This window comes from Streptosporangium sp. LJ11 (assembly GCF_051918945.1).
In the GTDB taxonomy this organism is placed as follows: Bacteria; Actinomycetota; Actinomycetes; order Streptosporangiales; family Streptosporangiaceae; genus Streptosporangium.
On the sequence record NZ_JBPXMB010000001.1, the window covers coordinates 304,390 to 323,079 of the forward strand.

General features: G+C 71.2%; 18 protein-coding genes and 1 tRNA gene. 11 read left to right on the top strand and 8 right to left on the bottom strand.

Annotated elements, in window-relative coordinates; translation table 11 throughout:
- Positions 1 to 10: 10 nt before the first annotated feature.
- The 5 genes from ACTOQ3_RS01470 to ACTOQ3_RS01490 all read left to right on the top strand — a co-directional run bounded on the left by ACTOQ3_RS01470 (position 11) and on the right by ACTOQ3_RS01490 (position 6,705).
- Positions 11 to 2,392 carry a non-ribosomal peptide synthetase gene (locus ACTOQ3_RS01470; protein WP_440081532.1) on the top strand — a complete coding sequence of 794 codons (2,382 nt, stop codon included), beginning with the start codon at positions 11 to 13 and terminating at the stop codon, positions 2,390 to 2,392.
- Between the two features lie 308 nt (positions 2,393 to 2,700).
- On the top strand, positions 2,701 to 3,033 hold the full coding sequence (locus ACTOQ3_RS01475) for a hypothetical protein (protein ID WP_344745356.1): 333 nt from the start codon (positions 2,701 to 2,703) through the stop codon (positions 3,031 to 3,033).
- Between the two features lie 7 nt (positions 3,034 to 3,040).
- Positions 3,041 to 4,249, top strand: coding sequence for a 3-hydroxybenzoate 6-monooxygenase (locus tag ACTOQ3_RS01480; RefSeq protein ID WP_440081533.1), 1,209 nt, complete (start codon positions 3,041 to 3,043; stop codon positions 4,247 to 4,249).
- Positions 4,246 to 5,430 carry a chorismate synthase gene (aroC, locus tag ACTOQ3_RS01485; RefSeq protein ID WP_440081534.1) on the top strand — a complete coding sequence of 395 codons (1,185 nt, stop codon included), beginning with the start codon at positions 4,246 to 4,248 and terminating at the stop codon, positions 5,428 to 5,430. The genes ACTOQ3_RS01480 and aroC overlap by 4 nt, the downstream gene beginning before the upstream one ends.
- Positions 5,431 to 5,544: 114 nt before the next feature.
- Complete coding sequence (locus ACTOQ3_RS01490) at positions 5,545 to 6,705, top strand: serine hydrolase domain-containing protein (RefSeq protein WP_440081535.1); 1,161 nt, start codon at positions 5,545 to 5,547, stop codon at positions 6,703 to 6,705.
- A 169-nt stretch (positions 6,706 to 6,874) separates the two neighbouring features.
- Here ACTOQ3_RS01490 and ACTOQ3_RS01495 read toward each other — a convergent pair whose 3' ends face one another.
- Together ACTOQ3_RS01495 and ACTOQ3_RS01500 are read right to left on the bottom strand one after the other, a co-directional pair.
- Positions 6,875 to 7,129: a tetratricopeptide repeat protein gene (locus tag ACTOQ3_RS01495; RefSeq protein WP_440081536.1), complete on the bottom strand. Its 255-nt coding sequence runs from the start codon at positions 7,127 to 7,129 to the stop codon at positions 6,875 to 6,877.
- Between the two features lie 299 nt (positions 7,130 to 7,428).
- Positions 7,429 to 7,502, bottom strand: a tRNA-Lys gene (locus ACTOQ3_RS01500).
- Between the two features lie 135 nt (positions 7,503 to 7,637).
- On the opposite strand from ACTOQ3_RS01500, the gene ACTOQ3_RS01505 reads away from it, so the two are divergent.
- Positions 7,638 to 8,489 (top strand): AAA family ATPase, encoded by an 852-nt coding sequence (locus tag ACTOQ3_RS01505; protein ID WP_440081537.1) that lies wholly within the window; start codon positions 7,638 to 7,640, stop codon positions 8,487 to 8,489.
- A gap of 31 nt (positions 8,490 to 8,520) precedes the next feature.
- Complete coding sequence (locus ACTOQ3_RS01510; RefSeq protein WP_440081538.1) at positions 8,521 to 9,900, top strand: vWA domain-containing protein; 1,380 nt, start codon at positions 8,521 to 8,523, stop codon at positions 9,898 to 9,900.
- A 20-nt stretch (positions 9,901 to 9,920) separates the two neighbouring features.
- Here ACTOQ3_RS01510 and ACTOQ3_RS01515 read toward each other — a convergent pair whose 3' ends face one another.
- Positions 9,921 to 10,658 carry a nuclease-related domain-containing protein gene (locus ACTOQ3_RS01515; RefSeq protein WP_440081539.1) on the bottom strand — a complete coding sequence of 246 codons (738 nt, stop codon included), beginning with the start codon at positions 10,656 to 10,658 and terminating at the stop codon, positions 9,921 to 9,923.
- Between the two features lie 224 nt (positions 10,659 to 10,882).
- Between ACTOQ3_RS01515 and ACTOQ3_RS01520 the strand changes: the two genes are divergently transcribed.
- On the top strand, positions 10,883 to 11,485 hold the full coding sequence (locus ACTOQ3_RS01520; protein ID WP_440081540.1) for a TetR/AcrR family transcriptional regulator: 603 nt from the start codon (positions 10,883 to 10,885) through the stop codon (positions 11,483 to 11,485).
- Here ACTOQ3_RS01520 and ACTOQ3_RS01525 read toward each other — a convergent pair.
- Positions 11,445 to 12,242 (bottom strand): SDR family NAD(P)-dependent oxidoreductase, encoded by a 798-nt coding sequence (locus tag ACTOQ3_RS01525; RefSeq protein ID WP_440081541.1) that lies wholly within the window; start codon positions 12,240 to 12,242, stop codon positions 11,445 to 11,447. The two genes, ACTOQ3_RS01520 and ACTOQ3_RS01525, sit on opposite strands and share 41 nt — an antisense overlap.
- A 114-nt stretch (positions 12,243 to 12,356) precedes the next feature.
- Between ACTOQ3_RS01525 and ACTOQ3_RS01530 the strand changes: the two genes are divergently transcribed.
- Positions 12,357 to 12,947 carry a TetR/AcrR family transcriptional regulator gene (locus ACTOQ3_RS01530; RefSeq protein WP_440081542.1) on the top strand — a complete coding sequence of 197 codons (591 nt, stop codon included), beginning with the start codon at positions 12,357 to 12,359 and terminating at the stop codon, positions 12,945 to 12,947.
- Between the two features lie 72 nt (positions 12,948 to 13,019).
- Here ACTOQ3_RS01530 and ACTOQ3_RS01535 read toward each other — a convergent pair whose 3' ends face one another.
- The 3 genes from ACTOQ3_RS01535 to ACTOQ3_RS01545 form a co-directional block, all read right to left on the bottom strand.
- Positions 13,020 to 14,120: an acyl-CoA dehydrogenase family protein gene (locus ACTOQ3_RS01535; RefSeq protein ID WP_440081543.1), complete on the bottom strand. Its 1,101-nt coding sequence runs from the start codon at positions 14,118 to 14,120 to the stop codon at positions 13,020 to 13,022.
- An 84-nt stretch (positions 14,121 to 14,204) separates the two neighbouring features.
- Positions 14,205 to 15,380, bottom strand: coding sequence for an acyl-CoA dehydrogenase family protein (locus ACTOQ3_RS01540; protein WP_440081544.1), 1,176 nt, complete (start codon positions 15,378 to 15,380; stop codon positions 14,205 to 14,207).
- A gap of 167 nt (positions 15,381 to 15,547) precedes the next feature.
- Positions 15,548 to 16,750 carry an acyl-CoA dehydrogenase family protein gene (locus tag ACTOQ3_RS01545; RefSeq protein WP_440081545.1) on the bottom strand — a complete coding sequence of 401 codons (1,203 nt, stop codon included), beginning with the start codon at positions 16,748 to 16,750 and terminating at the stop codon, positions 15,548 to 15,550.
- A 76-nt stretch (positions 16,751 to 16,826) separates the two neighbouring features.
- Here ACTOQ3_RS01545 and ACTOQ3_RS01550 point away from each other — a divergent pair, with 76 nt between their 5' ends.
- Both ACTOQ3_RS01550 and ACTOQ3_RS01555 read left to right on the top strand, forming a co-directional pair.
- Entirely contained in the window at positions 16,827 to 17,423 is a 597-nt protein-coding gene (locus ACTOQ3_RS01550) for a YdeI/OmpD-associated family protein (protein WP_440081546.1), read from the top strand.
- Positions 17,424 to 17,467: 44 nt separating this feature from the next.
- A complete protein-coding gene (locus tag ACTOQ3_RS01555) occupies positions 17,468 to 18,061 on the top strand; it encodes a GNAT family N-acetyltransferase (protein WP_440081547.1) in 594 nt (197 codons plus the stop codon).
- A 1-nt stretch (position 18,062) separates the two neighbouring features.
- Here the strand turns inward: ACTOQ3_RS01555 and ACTOQ3_RS01560 are convergent, their stop codons facing one another.
- Entirely contained in the window at positions 18,063 to 18,641 is a 579-nt protein-coding gene (locus tag ACTOQ3_RS01560) for a TetR/AcrR family transcriptional regulator (RefSeq protein ID WP_440081548.1), read from the bottom strand.
- Positions 18,642 to 18,690: the final 49 nt, after the last annotated feature.

Genomic DNA, 18,690 nt, shown 5'->3' on the forward strand with positions numbered 1-18,690 from the left:
AACGATTCCCATGGAAACGACCAACTCGTCGCTTCCCCTCGCCCGTCCCGCCGGTGACGACCCGAACGGGGAGCCGCACCGGCACCCCATCCCCGTCCCCGAGAAGGCCGTCCCGCACCGGGAGACGTTCGCGGTGGCGGCCCTGGCCGGTCTGCTCCACCGCTACACGGGGGAGACCGAGCTGCTGATCGGACGGCGGGCGCGACGGGGTCCGGCCGGGACCGTCCGGCTGCGGGTGTCGGGGGACACGACCGCCGCGGACCTGCTGTCCGCGATCGCCGCCGCGCGGGCGGAGCCGTTCGACGGCGAGGCCTGTCACGCCGTCGTCTTCACGGGAGACGCGCCCGCGAACGGCGTCCCCGCGAACGACGGCTTCGCGAACGGCGAGGAGGCGGGCCCGCGTGCCGCGCTGACCGTGCTCGTCCGGGACGAGGGCGGCTTCGAGCTCGTGATGTCCGGGGCGGAGTTCGACGCGGACGCCGCCGCCCAGTACGCGCTGCACCTGGGGCGGGTCCTCGACGCCCTGGCGGCCGACCCGGCCGTCGCGCTGCGGGACGTCGCCCTGCTCACGGAGGAGGAGTCGCGGCGCATCCTGGTCGACTGGAACAGGACCGACGAGCCCGTGCCCGACCTCTTCTTCCACGAGGTCGTCGCGGACATCGCGCGCCGGACGCCCGACGTGGTCGCGGTGGCCTGGCCCGGTGGCCGTCTGACCTTCCGCGAGCTCGACGACCAGGCCAACCAGCTCGCCCACCGGCTGGCCTCGGCGGGGGTCCGCCCCCGCGACCGGGTCGGGGTCTGCTTCCCGCGCGGCGCCGAGAGCCTGATCGCGCAGCTCGCCTGCTTCAAGACGGCGGCGGCGGCGATCCTGCTGGACCCCGAGTTCCCCGACGACCGCGTCCGCTTCATGATCGAGGACGCCTCCGCCGTGGTGGTGCTGACCATGACGGCCCACGAGTCCACGGTGTCCGGGATCTGCCCGGTGCTCTCGCTCGACGACGCGGACTGGCGCGACGAGCCCACCACCCCGGTCGGCGAGCGGGTGGAGGCCGGGGACCTCATCCACATCTGCTACACCTCCGGCTCCACGGGGGTGCCCAAGGCCGTCATGGTGCCGCACGGCGCGGCCCGCAACCTCATCTACAGCATGCGCGTGATCTGCGGCATCACCGAGAAGTCCCGCGGGACGTGGCTGGCGGCGCCCGGCTACGGCATGGTGGAGGTCGAGTGCTTCTCGGTCCTGGCCGCGGGCGCCACGGTCCACATCCCCGAACCGTCGGTCGTGACGTCGCCCGAGTGGCTGCGCGACTGGCTCGTCTCGGAGCGGATCACCCACACCCTGCTCATGAAGGCCATGGCCGAACGGCTGTGGACGCTTCACTGGCCCGCCGAGACCGAGCTGGTCAACATCAGGATCTGCGGCGAGCGCGTGCAGTCGTGGCCCTCCGCCGACCTGCCCTTCCACGTGTTCAACCTGTACGGCTCCGCGGAGGCGACGGTGGTGGCCACGTGCGACATCACCCAGCTCGGCGTGGACCTCGGCGAGGAGGGGCGCGCCCACCGCCTGCCCCCGATCGGCCGGCCCACGCCCAACGTCAAGGCGTACGTGCTCGGCGAGAACCTCGAAGTCCTCCCGCCGGGAGTCGTCGGCGAGATCTTCGTGGCCGGGGAGAGCCTGTCGCAGGGGTATCTGGGCCGGCCCGAGGCCACCGCGGAGAAGTGGCTCGCCAACCCGATGGACCAGGTCCGCCACCCGGTGCTGTACCGGACGGGCGACGTGGCGCGCTACTGGACCGACGGGAGCATCGAGATCGTCGGCCGTACCGACAACCAGATCAAGGTCCGCGGCAACCGGGTGCACCTCGGCGAGATCGAGGCCGTCCTGGCCGCCCAGCCGGGCGTCGGCCAGGCGGCGGTCCTGGCCAAGAAGGACGGTCAGGGAGACGTCCAGCTGGTGGCCTACATCGAGCCGGGCTCCGGGCCCGTCCCCGAGGTGCGGGACGTCCGGGCGGCGCTGCAGCAGACGCTTCCCTCGTTCATGGTGCCGGCGGCGTACGTCATCGGCGGTCTCCCGACGACGACGAACGGCAAGATCGACCGGACCGCGCTCCCCGAGCCGCCCCGGTCCCGCCCGGACGTCGGCAGCCCCTACCAGGAGCCGCGCGACGACATCGAGCGGTCCCTGCAGCAGATCTGGGCGAAGACGCTGGAACTCGAAGGCATCGGCATCCTCGACAACTTCTTCGAGCTGGGCGGGGACTCCCTGCGCGCGGCCCGCCTGACCGAGCGGATCCGCGAGGTCTTCGACGCCGACGTCGACATCGACGACCTGTTCGACGAGGCCAGCATCGAGCGGATGGCCCGCACCATCGCGGAGGCGAAAAAGGGCTGACCGCTGATTCACATACGAAGAAACCGATGAAAAGGACCGGCCCCGGCGAAAGACCGGAGCCGGTCCTCAACATTTCCCCTATCCCTACCGGCCGTTTTCCGACGCCCGCTCATTCCCGCTTGAAACCTTTTACGATCACTGTTTCTTATTGTTCGCATCATGAGAAGAATGTCTTATCACCGGCCCGTTGTACCGCCCTGAGCTGGGGATTACCGTACTAGATGACAACCGAAGAATGGCCGTTCACCCGGGAAACAAAACACCCGCTAAAACGGCACGAAGAATCGAATTCCGGAGGTGTCACGCGTATGCAGGCCGCGGTCGTCTGGTGGGATCTGCGGGACTCGGACCAGACCGTCGAATCGCTCCGCGCGTTTCTGCGCGACGAGGCGGTGGACCGGTTCGCCACGATTCCCGGGCTGCGCCTGAAGTTCTGGATATCCGACCGGAGGAGCGACCGCTGGGGCGCCGTGTTGCTCTGGGAGTCGGCGGAGGCCGCGGCGGTTCCGCTGCCGGCCAGGGCCGCCGAACTGATCGGATTCCCGCCCGTCCAGCGCTCCGTCTTCGAGGTGGAGGCCACCACCGAGGGCATCTTCGACATCGCCGAACTGGCGGGCCGTGGCCTGGCCCTGGAGGGATGACGAGGACATGGCGAAGATTCTCATCGCCGGTGGTGGCATCGGCGGCCTCGCGGCGGCGCTGGGCATCGCCGATCGGGGACATCGGGTGACCGTGCTGGAACGCCAGGCCACGTTCGCCGAGCTGGGCGCCGGCATCCAGCTGGGGCCGAACGCCTTCCACGCGCTCGGCTGCCTCGGGGTCGGCGAGGCCGTGCGCGACCGGGCGGTCTTCATCGACGAGCTGCGCTTCATGGACGGCACGACGGGCGAGCGGGTGGCCAGCATGCCGCTGACCGGCGCCTACCGGGGACGGTTCGGCAACCCGTACGCGGTGGTCCACCGGGGCGACCTGTACCAGCCGCTGCTCGACGCCTGCCGCGCGTCCGGCGACATCGAGCTGCTCGGCGGCCGGCAGGTCACCCGGTACGAGCAGGGCCCGGCCGGTGTCACCGCCGTCACGGACGCGGGAGAGCGGTTCACCGGCGCCGCCCTCGTCGGGGCCGACGGCATCCGCTCGGCCGTCCGCCGGCAGCTCGTCGGGGACGGCGGGCCCCGGATCTCCGGGCACACCATCTACCGTTCGGTCATCCCCATGGAGAAGGTCCCCGAGGAGCTGCGCTGGAACACCGTCACCCTCTGGGCGGGTCCGAAATGGCACTTCGTCCATTACCCGATCGGCGGCGGCAGGTTCCTGAACCTGGCCGCCACCCGGGACGACGGCGCCCGCGAGGAGGTCGCCGGCGAGCCCGTGGACGGGTCCCGCGTGCTGGGCGAGTTCCCCGGCCTGAGCGACACGGCCCGCGACCTGCTGGAACTGGGCGAGGAGTGGAGGACCTGGGTCCTGTGCGACCGCGACCCGGTCGACCGCTGGACCGACGGGCGGGTCGCCCTGCTCGGCGACGCCGCGCACCCGATGCTGCAGTACGCCGCCCAGGGCGCGTGCATGGCCCTCGAGGACGCGGTGGTGATCGGCAGGCTGCTCGACTGGGACGAGGACGCGATCCCGCAGCGCCTGGAGAAGTACAACGCCGAACGGCGCGAGCGCGCGGCGAGGACCCAGCTGGTGGCCCGCGAGCTGGGGACGCGGCTCTACCACCCGGCGGGCGCCGAGGCGCGGGCGCGCAACGAGATGCTGTCCTCCCTCACCGTGGACGACCTGCACGACAGGGTGGCCTGGCTGCACGGCGCCCGCGACTTCGGCCGCGCTCTCAGCCTCAGCGCGGGAGCGTCCCGATGAGCAGGCTGCGCTGGCTGACCGCCGGGGAATCCCACGGACCCGCCCTGGTGGCGACCCTGGAGGGGCTGCCCGCCGGTGTGCCGGTCACCACCGGGATGCTGGCCGACGCGCTCGCCAGGCGGCGGCTGGGGTACGGCCGGGGCGCGCGGATGAGGTTCGAGCGGGACGAGGTGACCGTCCTCGGCGGCGTACGGCACGGGCTGACCCTGGGCTCACCGGTCGCGATCATGGTGGGCAACACCGAGTGGGCCAGGTGGGAGCAGGTCATGGCGGCCGACCCGGTCGCCCCCGAGGCGCTGGAGGGACTGGCCCGCAACGCTCCCCTGACCCGGCCCCGGCCCGGCCACGCGGACCTGGCGGGCATGCAGAAGTACGGTTTCGACGAGGCCAGGCCGATCCTGGAGCGGGCCAGCGCGCGGGAGACGGCGGCGCGGGTCGCGCTGGGCGCGGTGGCCCGTTCCTACCTGCGGGAGACGGCCGGGATCGAGCTCGTCTCGCACGTCGTGGAACTGGCCTCCGCCAGGGCCCCGGGCGGGATCCTCCCCACCCCCGGGGACGCCGGGAGACTGGACGCCGATCCGGTGCGCTGCCTGGACGCGGACGCGAGCAAGGCGATGGTCGCCGAGATCGAACAGGCCCACCGGGACGGTGACACGCTCGGCGGCGTGGTCGAGGTCCTCGCCTACGGGGTCCCCGTGGGGCTCGGCTCCCACGTGCACTGGGACAGGCGCCTCGACGCGCGGCTGGCGTGCGCCCTGATGGGTATCCAGGCGATCAAGGGCGTCGAGGTCGGGGACGGCTTCGAGCTGGCCCGTACGCCGGGGTCGAGGGCGCACGACGAGATCGTGCCGACGAGCGAGGGCGTCAGGCGGGCTTCGGGGCGTTCCGGCGGGACCGAGGGCGGTCTGAGCACCGGCGAACCGCTGCGGGTGCGGGCGGCGATGAAGCCGATCGCGACCGTGCCCCGGGCCCTGGCCACCGTGGACGTCACCACCGGCGCCCCGGCGCGGGCCCACCACCAGCGGTCGGACGTGTGCGCGGTCCCGGCGGCCGGGATCGTGGCCGAGGCGATGGTCGCGCTCGTCCTGGCGGACGCGGTGGCGGAGAAGTTCGCCGGGGACTCGGTGACCGAGACCCGCCGCAACCTCCGGGGCTACCTCGACCACCTGCCCGTCACCTGACGATCGAGGTAGCACCAGCTGTACCAGGAGTCTCCAGCTCGCGGGATCGAAGTGATGATCTCCCCCGCGACATGCTTCAGGGGTCGGCAAGTGACCCTCGAACAAGGAGTTCCGATGTACAAGCTCTCCTCCCCCCGCTCCCGCCTCCTCGTCTGCGGGCTCGCCACGATGATCGCCGTCGGCGCCGCCGCCGCCCCGGTCGCGGCGTCGGCCTCGGCATCCACGGCCGCCGGTTTCGACGACGGTGTGCAGAAGTCACTCGACGGGTTGATCGGCAAGGAGTTCCCCGGCGCGCTGGCCTCGGTGCGTGACATCGACGGGCGCGTCACCGGCTACACCGCGGGCGTCGGCGACCTGGAGACGCGGGAGGAGGTGCCGGTCGACGGCCGGGTGCGCATTGGCAGCAACACCAAGACGTTCGTCGCCACCGTCGTGCTGCAGCTCGTCGGCGAGGGGAAGATCAAGCTGGACGGACCGGTCGAGAAGTACCTTCCCGGGCTGGTCCGCGGCAAGGCCGGCGACGGCCGTGAGATCACGATCCGCCGGCTCCTCCAGCACACCAGCGGCCTGCCCAACTACACCCGCTACATGCATCAGGACTTCTTCAAGATCCAGCACCGCTATGTCGAGCCCAGGGACATGATCGACGTGGCGCTGCGGCACAAGGCGTCGTTCAGGCCGGGCAAGGGCTGGGAGTACAGCAACACCGGCTACCTGCTGCTCGGCCTGGTCGTGCAGAAGGTCACCGGCCGGCCGATCGCCGAAGAGGTCACCAGGCGGGTCATCGACCGTGCCGGGTTGCGTGACACCTACTGGCCGGGCGTCGGCGACCAGACCGTCAAGGGCCCGCACCCCCGCGGCTACACGGTCAGGAAGCCCAGGGGCGAGTTCGTCGACATCACCACGATGGACCCGTCCTGGGGTGGCGCGGCCGGCCAGCTCATCGGCACCCCGAACGACCTCAATACCTTCTTCCTCGCCCTCCTGGACGGCAAGCTGCTCAAGCCCGCGCAGCTGGCGGAGATGAAGAAGACGGTCAAGGCCCCCGGGTTCCCCGAGGGATGGCGGTACGGGCTCGGCGTGGTCAAGATGAAGCTGAACTGCGGCGACGCCGCGTGGGGCCACGGCGGCGACATCGACGGCTACGAGACCCGCAACGCCGCCACCACCGACGGCCGGGCGGTCGCGGTCGCGGTGACCGCCCTGCCCGGCACCGAGGCCGGAGCCCTGAAGGTCATCAAGGTCACCGACGACGCCCTCTGCGGCGCCAAGTAGCGGGTGGCCGCCCCGCGTGCCCCCGCACCGCCCCGGCGGCACTCGGGGGTGCCGGCATCCGTGGAACCGTCCGGCCATCCGTGCACGGACGCCGCGCCGGACGGTCGCGTACGAGCGCACCCGAACCCGGAGACGCCTGTGAGCATCCCCGCCGGACGTTCCCCTGTCCTCAGAACGGGGGTTCGTCGACGAGCGTTCCGGCCGTGCCGGCCCAGAAGGTCTCGTCCTCCGGGGGCTCGGGCCTGCGCTGGAGGACCGCCACGGCGTCCTTGACGCGGCCGAGCTCTATGAGGTGACGGGCCAGGAGGCCGCTGTCGGCGTCCGGGTGCCGTTCGAGGAGGGCGACCGTCTCCTCGGTGCGTCCGGCGCCGGCCTCGCTCCGTGAGCAGCCGGGCCCACTCCCGTGCGCAGAACCACTCCCCACGCCCGGCATGGAACTCGACCTCCCCCACGTGACCGAGTTCGACCAGCCGGGAGACCAGGTCCGGGGGAATACAACCGGAGAGCGTCCGGACCCGATAGTCAAGATCGGCAGCATCCATGACACCGCACCCTAGCCCCGCCTCCGGCATGACCGGACGCCTCACGATGGTTGCCGGTGATCGTCCTATCGGCGTGGCGGCGTTGGAGCCGACACGGGCGACGAGCCCATGCGGGAACGAGACGCCAGAAACGCCAACAGCGCACCTGCGAAAATCGCCGGTGCGCTGGTCGGACGTGCTGTGCGCCGCCAGGGACTCGAACCCCGGACCCGCTGATTAAGAGTCAGCTGCTCTAACCAACTGAGCTAGCGGCGCTTGAAGCCCTTGAAGAATAGCGCACATCGGGCGGCGCTTCGAAATCGGCGACCGCCGCCGGCCGAAGGCGATCGCGGGGCGGAGACGATCACCGGCTAAGCTAGAACAACATTCGGTCCTGTACTGGGAGCACATATGTGGTTCGCCTCACCGAGCGACGCCGGCGAGCGGCTCGACGCCGTCGACTACCTCCCCGACGCCTCCATCTCGACCTCGGTCTTCCTGGCCGGAGCGCTCGGCAAACCACTGCTCGCCGAGGGGCCCGCGGGGGTGGGCAAGACCCAGCTCGCCAAGGCCGTGGCGGCGACGACCGGGGCCCGGCTGGTCAGGTTGCAGTGCTACGAGGGGCTGGACGAGGCCAGGGCGCTGTACGAGTGGAACTACAAGAAGCAGCTGCTGCGCATCCAGGCCGGGCAGGGCGAGGACTGGGACGCCACGCATGACGACATCTTCACCGAGGAGTTCCTGCTGGAGCGGCCGCTGCTCGCGGCGATCCGGTCGGAGACGCCGGTGGTCCTGCTGATCGACGAGATCGACAAGGCCGACGTCGAGGTGGAGGGACTGCTGCTGGAGATCCTGTCCGACTACCAGGTCACGATCCCCGAGCTCGGCACGATCGCCGCCGTGCGGAAGCCGTACGTGGTGCTGACCTCCAACGCGACCCGCGAGCTCTCCGAGGCACTGAAGCGGCGCTGCCTCTACCTGCACCTGGAGTACCCGACGCCGGAGCGCGAGCGCGACATCGTGCTGGCCCAGGTGCCCGCGATCGAGGCGAGCCTGGCCGAGCAGCTCGCCCGCACGGTCGCCACCCTGCGCGCCCTGGAGCTGAAGAAGTCGCCCTCGATCGCCGAGACGATCGACTGGGCCAACACCCTGATCGCGCTGGGCAGGACCGAGCTCGACGAGGCGGCGATCGGAGCCACCCTCGGCGTCGTCCTCAAGCACGCCTCCGACCAGACCCGGGCGCGCAAGGAACTGGCCCTGTGACGGGCCCGGTCCACGGGAAGGGAGGCCGGAGGTGAGCCTGCTCGACCGGCACGTGGGGTTCGTGCACGCGCTGCGCGAGGCCGGGCTGCCGGTTTCGCCGGCCGAGGGCCTGGACGCGGCCAGGGCGCTGGCGGTGATCGACCTGGCCGAGCGGGAGTCGCTGCGGGCCGCGTACGCCGCGACGCTGGTCAAGCGGCCCTCGCACCGGCCGGGCTTCGACACGCTGTTCGACCTGTGGTTCCCCGCCTCGACGACCGGACTGCAGGCGCCGCGCGCGGCCCATCCGGACCTGCCAGGCCTGCCGGGCCTGCCGGACCCGGAGACCGCCGAGGTCTCCGAGCTGCGCGACCGGCTGGCCGGGCTGCTGCTGGGCGCCGAGGGGATGAACGAGTTCGCGCGGGCGATGGTGGAGCGCTTCGGCCGCCGGCCCGCGGGCCCCGGCAGGCAGAACTGGTTCTCCTACCCGGTGATGCGGGAGCTCTCTCCCGAGACGCTCATGGCGCGGCTGCTCGCCGAGGTCCTCGCGGGCCGGGAGCGCGGCGGGCTGGCGGAGAGGGTCGCCCGGCAGCGGATCGGCGAGAACACCAGGCGCTTCGAGGACGCCGTCTCCGCCGACGTGCGCCGCCGGATCGCCGAGGACTCCGGGATCGAGCGGATCGCCCGCTCCGCGGTGCGCCCGCCGCTCGAACAGCTCGACTTCCTGCGGATCACCAAGGCCGATCTGGCCAGGCTCCGCCGGGAGGTCCACCCGCTCGCCCGCCGCCTCGCCGCCCGGCTGACCGTCAAGCACCGGCTCGGCCACCGTGGCCGCCTCGACTTCCGCAGGACCCTACGGGCCTCGCTGTCCAGCGGCGGGGTGCCGCTCACCACCTTCAACAGGCCGCGCCGCCCGCACAGGCCCGAACTGGTCGTCCTGTGCGACACCAGCGACTCGGTCGCCTCCTTCGCGCACTTCACCCTGCTGCTGACGTACGCGCTGCGCGAGCAGTTCACCAAGGTCCGCGCGTTCGGGTTCGTGGACACCGTGGACGAGATCACCCGGTTCTTCGTACCGGGCGCCGACGTGGTGGAGGCGATGACCCGGCTGACGAAGGAGGCCGACATGGTGCGGTTCGGCCGGACCGACTACGGCCACGCGCTGGAGCGGTTCGCCGAACGGTACGGCGACGCCATCGGGCCGAAGACGTCCCTGCTGATCCTGGGCGACGCCCGGTCCAACTACCAGCCGCCCGCGCTGGAGACGCTGAGGCGCCTGGCCGGGGGTGCCCGGCACGCCTACTGGCTCAACCCGGAGCCGACCGCCCAGTGGGACAGCGGCGACTCGCTGGCGACGGCGTACGGCGGGATCGTGCCGATGTACGAGTGCCGGAACGCCGCGCAGCTGGCGGCCTTCATCGAGGAGCTCGTCTGAGAAAAGGGCGGCGGGCGCGGTCAGCTCATGCGGCGCAGCACCCGGGCGGCGGTCCTGACGAGGACCTCCACCTGGGCGTCGTCGAAGTCGGCCCGTGGCCCCTTCTGGATCCAGCGCGCGACCAGGCGGGGCTTGAGAAGGGTGATCCCCTCCGCGGTGACCGACCGCCTGATCTCCCCGCCGTGCACGGCGATCAGGGGCTCGATGGTGACGGGGATGCCCGACTCGCGGGAGAGGATTTCGGCCAGCGACTCCGAGACCTCGACGAGTGCCTTGGCCACCTTCGTGCCGTACTTCTCACCCAGGAACAACCGGTCGCCGTACCGGGCGATCTCGGTGTCGGGGTCCCATGCCTCGTTGTCCACCACCCAGACCCCACCGGGGCCGATGACGAGGTGGTCGACCGAGGCCTTGCCCGGGACGGCGCGGCCTTCGAGGATGTGGTAGCCGTCCTTGCGCAGCTTGCGGCGGAGCAGCTTGCCGGTGATGGTCTCGCCCCGGCGCCTGCCGCGCCAGACGGCGGTGGCGTCGTACTCCCGCCAGGTCAGGAACGCGTCCCCGGCGGCGACGAGCAGAGCGCCCAGCAGCCCGAGGATCGGCGGCGACAGGTTGAACCGGTAGGCGAGCGCGACTCCCACCGCCAGGCCGACCACCGCCTTGACCGCGCGCATCTTCCTGCGCTGGGCGGCTTCCTTGATCCAGAACTGCTCGTACATGACCTGCGGCGACAGGCCGTGAACCTGGTCGACTGGCGTCACGTAGATAGATCCGCCCGGCATAGCGAACCCCCATGGCTAGAACGGTCGGGAAGGACGGGAGGGGGGACCTGCCACGCTGAAGATCCTTAGACTATGAAATACCCGATCGGGGGCTCCAGCTATCCCTGGATCGCGAAGGTGACGCAAGTAACACACATTCGCCAGCCACCAGCGGCGCAACCGACCAGTCGGTATGCTTTCCCTCACCACACCATGGGGGACGCATGACTCAGGACCAGGAGCCGGTACGGCAACGCCTGCTCAGCGAGGCCACACGCCTGTTCGCCGAGCGAGGCTTCGAGAGTACGTCGGTGCAGGAGGTCGTCTCGGCGGCCGGCGTCACCAAGGGCGCCATGTACCACTACTTCGACTCCAAGGACGACCTGCTCCACGAGATCTACGGGCGCGTGCTGCGCCTGCAGATGGAGCGGCTGACCCACTTCGCCGACGGCCCGGGGCCGGTGGCCTCACGCCTGCACTCCGCCGCCGCGGACGTCGTGACGACCACGGTGGAGAACCTGGACGACTCCAAGATCTTCTTCCGCTCGATGCACCTGCTCGCGCCCGACACCCGCAAGGTCGTCCGCGCCGAGCGGCGCAACTATCACGAGCGCTTCCGCGACCTGGTGACCGAGGGGCAGCGCGAGGGCACCTTCAGGAGCGACGTCCCCGCGGACATCGTCGTCGACTTCTTCTTCGGCTCCGTCCACCACCTGGGCACCTGGTACAGCGCGGAGGGCGCGCTCTCCGGTCCCGAGCTGGGGGCGCACTTCGCCGACCTGCTGCTCACCTCGCTGCGACCGGATCGGCCAGCACCCCCCGCGTGACCCTCCGCCCGAGCAGGGCGACGAGCCTGCGCGGCAACTTGGCCAGCAACCGGGTCGAGACGGAGTTGCCCACCCCGGGGATCACGTAGCCCCGGTCGCGCTCGAGCGCGCGCAGGGCGGCCCCGACGACGGCCTCCGGCGTCAGCTCCTGCGCGCCGATCTTCGCGTCGTCCGTGCCGAGCGCGTCGAAGAACCCCGTCTGGACCGGCCCCGGGCAGAGCGCCAGCACCTTCACCCCCCTGCCCCGGAATTCGCTCCACAGGGCGAGGCTGAAGGTGAGCACGAACGCCTTGGACCCGCTGTAGGTCGCGAAGTAGGGCGTGGGCTGGAAGCCCGCGGTGGATCCCACGTTGACGACCGCGCCCCCGCCGCGCTCGACCATGCCCGGGACGAACGCGTGCGTCAGACCCGCCATGGACACGACGTTGACCATCAGCTGGTCCTGATCCCGCTCGGCGGGGATCTCGGCGAACCGGCCGGCCGTACCGAAGCCCGCGTTGTTGACGAGCAGGTCGACGGTCATCCCCCGGGCGGCCACCTCTTCCGCCACCCGCGACGCGGCGTCCGGCGCCGCGAGGTCCTGGCCGACCACCTCGGCCCGCACGCCGTACGAACTCCGCAGCTCATCGGCGAGTTTCTCCAACCTGTCGACCGAACGGGCGACCAGCACGAGGTCGTCCCCGCGGGCGGCGAGCCGTCGGGCGAACTCCATGCCGAGGCCCGAGGAGGCACCGGTCACCAAAGCCGTCTTACTCATCACGATCTTCCTTTCGATGTCCTGACACTCCTCGAAAGTAGCAGCTTGTCGATTATCTGCAACACTCGTGTACCACTAAAGATTTTAGCGGGGTCATTCCTGTAGCATCTGCCTATGGAGACGAAGGGCCGCCCGCTGCGAGCGGACGCCGAGCGCAGCATCCGGGCGATCATGGAGGCGGCCGAGCAGCTGCTCGGCGAGAATCCGGGCGCGACGATGGAGCAGATCGCGGAGGCTGCCGGGGTGGCCAGGACCACCGTTCACCGGCGGTTCGCCAGCCGGGAGGCCCTCGTCGAGATCATGACGACCGCCGCGTGGCGGGAGATCAGCGCGGCCGTCGAAGCGGCCAGGCCGCACACCGCTCCCCCGCTGGTCGCGCTGCACCAGGCCACCACGAACGTGCTCCACATCAAGTCCCGCTGGCGGTTCGCCCTCAGCCACGTCAACCCGCTCGGCGAGGAGGCCGCGAGCATCCAGGCCGAGACCATGGACAGGTGCGACGCGCTGTTCCTGCGCGCCCGGGAGACCGGGCTGCTCCCCCCGGGCACCGACCTTCTCTGGACCCGCCAGGTCTACCTGGCCCTGCTCAACGAGACCGCGTGCGGCCCCACCTGGGACAGGCCCGGCGAATCCGGTAAGCCCGACCCCGACGCGCTCGCCGCCCGGATCATCGACACCCTGTTCCACGGCGTGGCAGCGCGATGAGCTTCACGGTCTGACAGCACGACGACCCCCGGCACGGAGCCGGGGGTCATCGTGTCGGCACGCGGTCAGGCGTCAGGCGGGACCGGGCAGGTCCGCGAGGGCCGCCACGGCCTCCCGGTGGGCACCGGGGGTGCCGAGCGCGATCTCGGCGGACTTGGCGCGCTTGAGATACAGGTGCACCGGGTGCTCCCAGGTCATCCCGATCCCCCCGTGGAGCTGGACGCTCTCCTCGGCGACGTGCACCGCCACCTCCGAGCACCACGACGCGGCCACCGCCGCCGCCAGCTCGCGGTCCCTGGCCGCCTCCCCCGCATCGGACGCGCCCGGGTCCGCGGCCAGCAGGTCGGCCGCGTTCCTCGCGGCGGCGCGGGCCCGCACCACGTCCAGCCAGAGGTCGGCCATCCGGTGCTTGATCGCCTGGAAGGAGCCGACCGGCCGGGCGAACTGGTGGCGCTCCTTGATGTAGGAGAGCGTCGTGCTCAGACACCACTCGGCGACCCCGAGCTGTTCGGAGGCGAGCAGGCCCGCGCCGAAGTTCAGCACCCTCCGCACGTCGAGCCTGCCGATCGCATGACCGGGGGTGTCCGAGAACGTGACGGTGGCGACCGGCCGCGTCAGGTCGAGCGACGGCACCACGTCGATCCGGACATTCGCCGCCTCCACCTGGTAGAGCGCCGTCCCGACGGGCACGAGCAGCACGTCCGCCACGTCCGCGCCGGCCACCGCCGTGATCTCCCCGTTCAGCGCCCCGCCGTCCGTGACGGTGACGGTCTCCGGCAGCGGCCGGTACGGCGAGGCGGCCAGCGACACCGCGAGCGCCGCCGTCGTCTCCCCCGAGGCGAGTTCCTGGATCAGGTCCTCCTCGCCGACCTGCAGCAGGGCCTTCGTGGCGAGCACCGAGCTGGTGAGGAAAGGCAGCGGCGCCACCGCCCGCCCCAGCTCCTCCAGCACCACCGCGACCTCCCGCGCCGACGCCCCCGCCCCGCCGTACTCCTCCGGCACCAGCAGGCCCGCCACCCCGATGTCCCGGGACAGCGTCTTCCACAGGTCCATGTCGTACGGCGCCTCGGACTCGGCACGCCTCAGCACGGCGTCGGCCCCGCAGCGGTCCGCGAGAAGATCCCGCACAGAGGCCCTGAGCTCCTCTTCGACTTCGGTGTACAGCAGTGTCATCGGTCGCTCACCACTCCTCGTTCACTACGCGGCCCGCTCGTCCCTCGCGACCCACTCCGCTCACTGCGTCGGATTCGCTCCGTCTCATCGCGGGAGGTCCTTCCAGGGCACGTCCTTGTCGACGCGGGGTTCCGAGGGGAGGCCGAGCACGCGCTCGGCGATGATGTTGCGCAGGATCTCCGAGGTGCCGCCCTCGATGGAGTTGCCCTTGGCGCGGAGGTAGCGGTATCCGGGGCCCCGGCCGAAGAAGTCGACGGTGTCGGAGCGGCGGAAGGTCCAGTCGTCGTAGACCAGGCCCTCCTCCCCGCGCAGCTCCACGTCCAGCCCCGACAGGGCCTGGTTGAGGTCGGCGAAGGCGAGCTTCATGCCGGAGCCCTCGGGTCCCGGCTGCCCGGCGGAGAGCTGCTCACGCAGGCGCGTACCGGCCAGGCGGGTCACCTCCGCCTCCACCCACAGGCGCAGCAGGCGCTGGTGCAGGTCGTGGGTGCGCGCCTCGGGCCGGGAGCGCCAGGTGTCGGCGACCAGGCCGACCACGCCGCCGCCCCGCCGGACCGGCGCACCGCCGATGGCGACCCGCTCGTTCATGAGCGTGGTCTGCGCGACCCGCCAGCCGTCACCGACCTCCCCCAGCCGCAGGTCGTCACCGAGCCGTACGCCGGTGAGGAAGACCTCGTTGAACTCGGCCTCGCCGGTGATCTGCCGCAGCGGCCTGACCTCGACCCCGGGGGCGTGCATGTCGCACACGAAGTAGGTGAGCCCCCGATGCTTGGGCACGTCCGCGTCGGTCCTGGCGACCAGGATCGCCCAGCGGGAGTGGTGGGCGCCGGAGGTCCACACCTTCTGCCCGTCCACCACCCACTCGTCGCCGTCCCTGACCGCGCGGGTGCCGAGCGTGGCCAGGTCGGAACCGGCGCCGGGCTCGCTGAAGAGCTGGCACCAGATCTCCTCGCCCGTCCACAGCGGGCGCAGGAACCGCCTGCGCTGCTCGTCGGTGCCGAACGTCAGGATCGTGGGCGCCGCCATCCCCAGCCCGATCGTCTGCAGCCCGGGATTGATCTGCGGCGTCCCCTCCAGCTCGCGCTCCACGACGCCCTGCAGCTCGCGCGCCGCTCCGAGCCCGCCGAGCCCTTCGGGGAAGTGCACCCAGGCCAGCCCGGCGTCGAACCTGGCCCGCAGGAACTCCAGCCGGTCCCCGGCGGGGTCGTGCCCGGCCAGGAACGCGGCAGCGCGCTCCCTGACCGCCTTCTCGTCCAGCGCCACGGACGCTCCCTTCGTCGATCTCCATCGATCCTCGTCGACCTTCGTCGACCTTCGTCGAGCCTCGTCGGCCGTCAGCCGGCCGTCGTCGGTTCGCGCGCCCCGCGCCTCCGGGGCGCCCCGGCCCCCGCGCCGCCCCGGGTGTACGGGATGGCCGGAGCGACGCCGGGTCACATATGCTTTTTAAGCTCCCGGTAGGCCAGGGAGCGCTTGTGGACCTCGTCGGGCCCGTCGGCGAGCCGCAGCGAGCGGGCGCCCGCCCAGAGGCCGGCCAGCGGGAAGTCCTGGCTGACGCCTCCGGCGCCGTGGGACTGGATCGCCTTGTCCAGGATCCACTCCACGTCGCGCGGTGTGGCGATCTTGATGGCCTGGATCTCGGCGTGGGCGCCCCGGTTGCCCACGGTGTCCATCAGCCAGGCGGTCTTCAGCACGAGCAGGCGGAGTTGCTCGATCCTCACCCGCGACTCGGCGATCCAGTCCTGGACGACACCCTGCTGGGCGATCGGCTTGCCGAACGCGTTCCGCGACAGGGTCCGGACGCACATCATCTCGACGGCCCGCTCGGCCATCCCGATCAGCCGCATGCAGTGGTGGATACGGCCGGGCCCGAGGCGGGCCTGGGCGATCGCGAAGCCGCCGCCCTCCTCGCCGATCAGGTTGTCGACCGGCACCCTGGCGTCCTCGAACACGATCTCGGCGTGCCCGCCGTGGTCGGAGTCGGAGTAGCCGAAGACGTGCATGCCCCGCCTGACGTGCATGCCGGGCGTGTCGCGCGGCATCAGGATCATCGACTGCTGCCGGTGCGAGGACGCCTCGGGGTCGGTCTTGCCCATCACGATGAAGATCTTGCAGTTGGGGTTCATCGCGCCGGAGGCGAACCACTTGCGGCCGTTGACGACGTACTCGGAGCCGTCCCTGACGATCGACAGCGCGATGTTCGTGGCGTCGGAGGACGCGGTGTCGGGCTCGGTCATCGCGAACGCCGACCGGATCTCGCCACGCAGCAGCGGTTCCAGCCACTCCTTGCGCTGCCACTCGCTGCCGAACATGGAGAGGACCTCCATGTTGCCGGTGTCGGGGGCGGCGCAGTTGGTCGCGGTCGGGGCGATCCTCGGCGAGCGGCCCATGATCTCGGCCAGCGGCGCGTACCGCAGGTTCGTCAGGCCGGCGCCGTGCTCGCCCGGCAGGAACAGGTTCCATAGACCTCGCCTGCGCGCCTCCTGCTTGAGATCCTCCATCAGCGGTGGAGTGGCCCACCCGCTCTCGGCGGCCTGGGCCTCGAAGGCCTCCTCCGCCGGATACACGCACTCGTCCATGAAGCCGAGCAGTCGTCCCCGCAGTTCCTCGGTCTCGGCGTCGAACGCGAAATCCATGGCCCCTCCTCACGGTCTCCCGTGAGGGTACCGACCGGACGGTATGTCTGTCGACAGGCCCTCTATGCTCGACCCCATGGACCCCGCCTTCTTCGCCACCCCCGAGGAGTTCCGCGCCTGGCTGGAGGCGCACCACGAGACCGAGAGGGAACTGCTGGTGGGCTTCTTCAAGAAGGGCACCGGCCGCCCGAGCATGACCTGGCCCGAGTCCGTCGAGCAGGCCCTGTGCTTCGGCTGGATCGACGGCGTCCGCAGGACCGTGAACGCCGAGAGCTACAGCATCCGCTTCACGCCGCGCAAGGCGCGCAGCACGTGGAGCGCGGTCAACATCGCCAAGGTCGCCGAACTGACCGAGCGCGGCCTGATGCGTCCCGCGGGCCTGCTCGCCTTCGAGCAGCGGACCGAGGACAACTCGGTGATCTACTCCCACGAGCGGACCGAGGACGCCGCGCTGGACGAGGAGCAGGAGCGCCGCTTCCGGGCGGAGACGGCGGCGTGGGAGTGGTTCCAGAGCCAGCCGCCCGGCTACCGCAGGACCGCTCTGCACTGGGTGACCACCGCGAAGCGGCCCGAGACGAGGGAGAAGCGTCTCATCCGGCTGATCGAGGACTCCGCGGCGGGACGCAGGCTCGCGCAGTTCGAGCGCCGAGTGGTCCCCGGGAACACCCCCTGAGTGGACCTTCGAGCAGGTCCGCCGCAGGTTCTAGGGTCGTCTCCATGACCGCGAAGATGCCCGTTCCCGTCGTCCTCGAAGGCGAGACCGTACGGCTGGAGCCGCTGACCGGCGACCACCTCCCCGATCTGTTCCTGGCCGGTGGCGGCGACGACGAGGTGTGGCGCTGGATGCCCGCCCCGACCCCGCGCACCGAGGCCGAGCTGACGGAGATCGCGGTACGGCTGATCGAGACGCCGGACCACGTGCCGTTCGCGGTGATCCTGAGGGAGACCGGCCGCGCGGTCGGCTGGACCACCTACATCGACACCCCCGGATACGCCGACAGCATCGAGATCGGCTGGACCTGGTACGGCAGGTCCGTGTGGCGCTCCGCGGTGAACACCGAGTGCAAGGTCCTGCTGATCGACCACGCCTTCGACAAGCTCGGCGTGAACCGGGTCCAGCTCAAGACCGACAACCTGAACGTCCGCTCGCAGGACGCGATCAGGCGCCTCGGCGGCGTCGCCGAGGGCACCCTGCGCCGCCAGCGCCGCCGTGCCGACGGCACCTGGCGCGACACCGCCTACTTCAGCATCCTCGACGACGAGTGGCCGGCCCACCGCGCCCGCCTCACCGGCCTGCCCGGCGGTTCGTGACCTACGGTCCCTCACGGCCGAGCATGCCGCGCAGGAGTTCCCTGACCCCCAGCCGGAGGTCCTCCAGGGTCGGTTCCGCTCCGGCGCCGACGACGGCGTCGAAGATCACTCCCTCGCTGAAGGCGATGATCTGGCGTCCGTGCCGTACCGGGTCGGACGATCCCGCGGCGGAGAGGATCGCGACCACGGGGGCGCGGAAGCGCTCACCCGCCCTGTCGTAGATCCTGCGCAGCTCGGGGCGGCGGGTGGCCTCGAGGGCCAGCTCGTAGCGGGCGACCGTCCGGCGGCGGCCGACGGTCAGCTGCGTCCAGAGCGCCTGGGCCGTCATCTCGGCGAGGGCTTCGACCACGTCCGGCGCCGGAGGCTCGAGGATCGGCGCGAACGCGGCCGACTCCAGCTGGGTGAGCCGCGCGAGGGTCAGCTCCAGGAGCGCGGACCGGGTGCGGGCCAGGTTGGAGGTCGACCCCGGCGGCAGACCCGCCGCCTCGTCCACGGCTCGATGGGTCAGGCCGCGCATTCCCCGATCCGCCAGCAGGGCGATGGCGGTGTCGGCGACGAGCTCCGCGCGTTGGGACTTCACCCTTCGATACTACATTTGTAGTTCGACTACAGGCGTAGTAACCTTCACT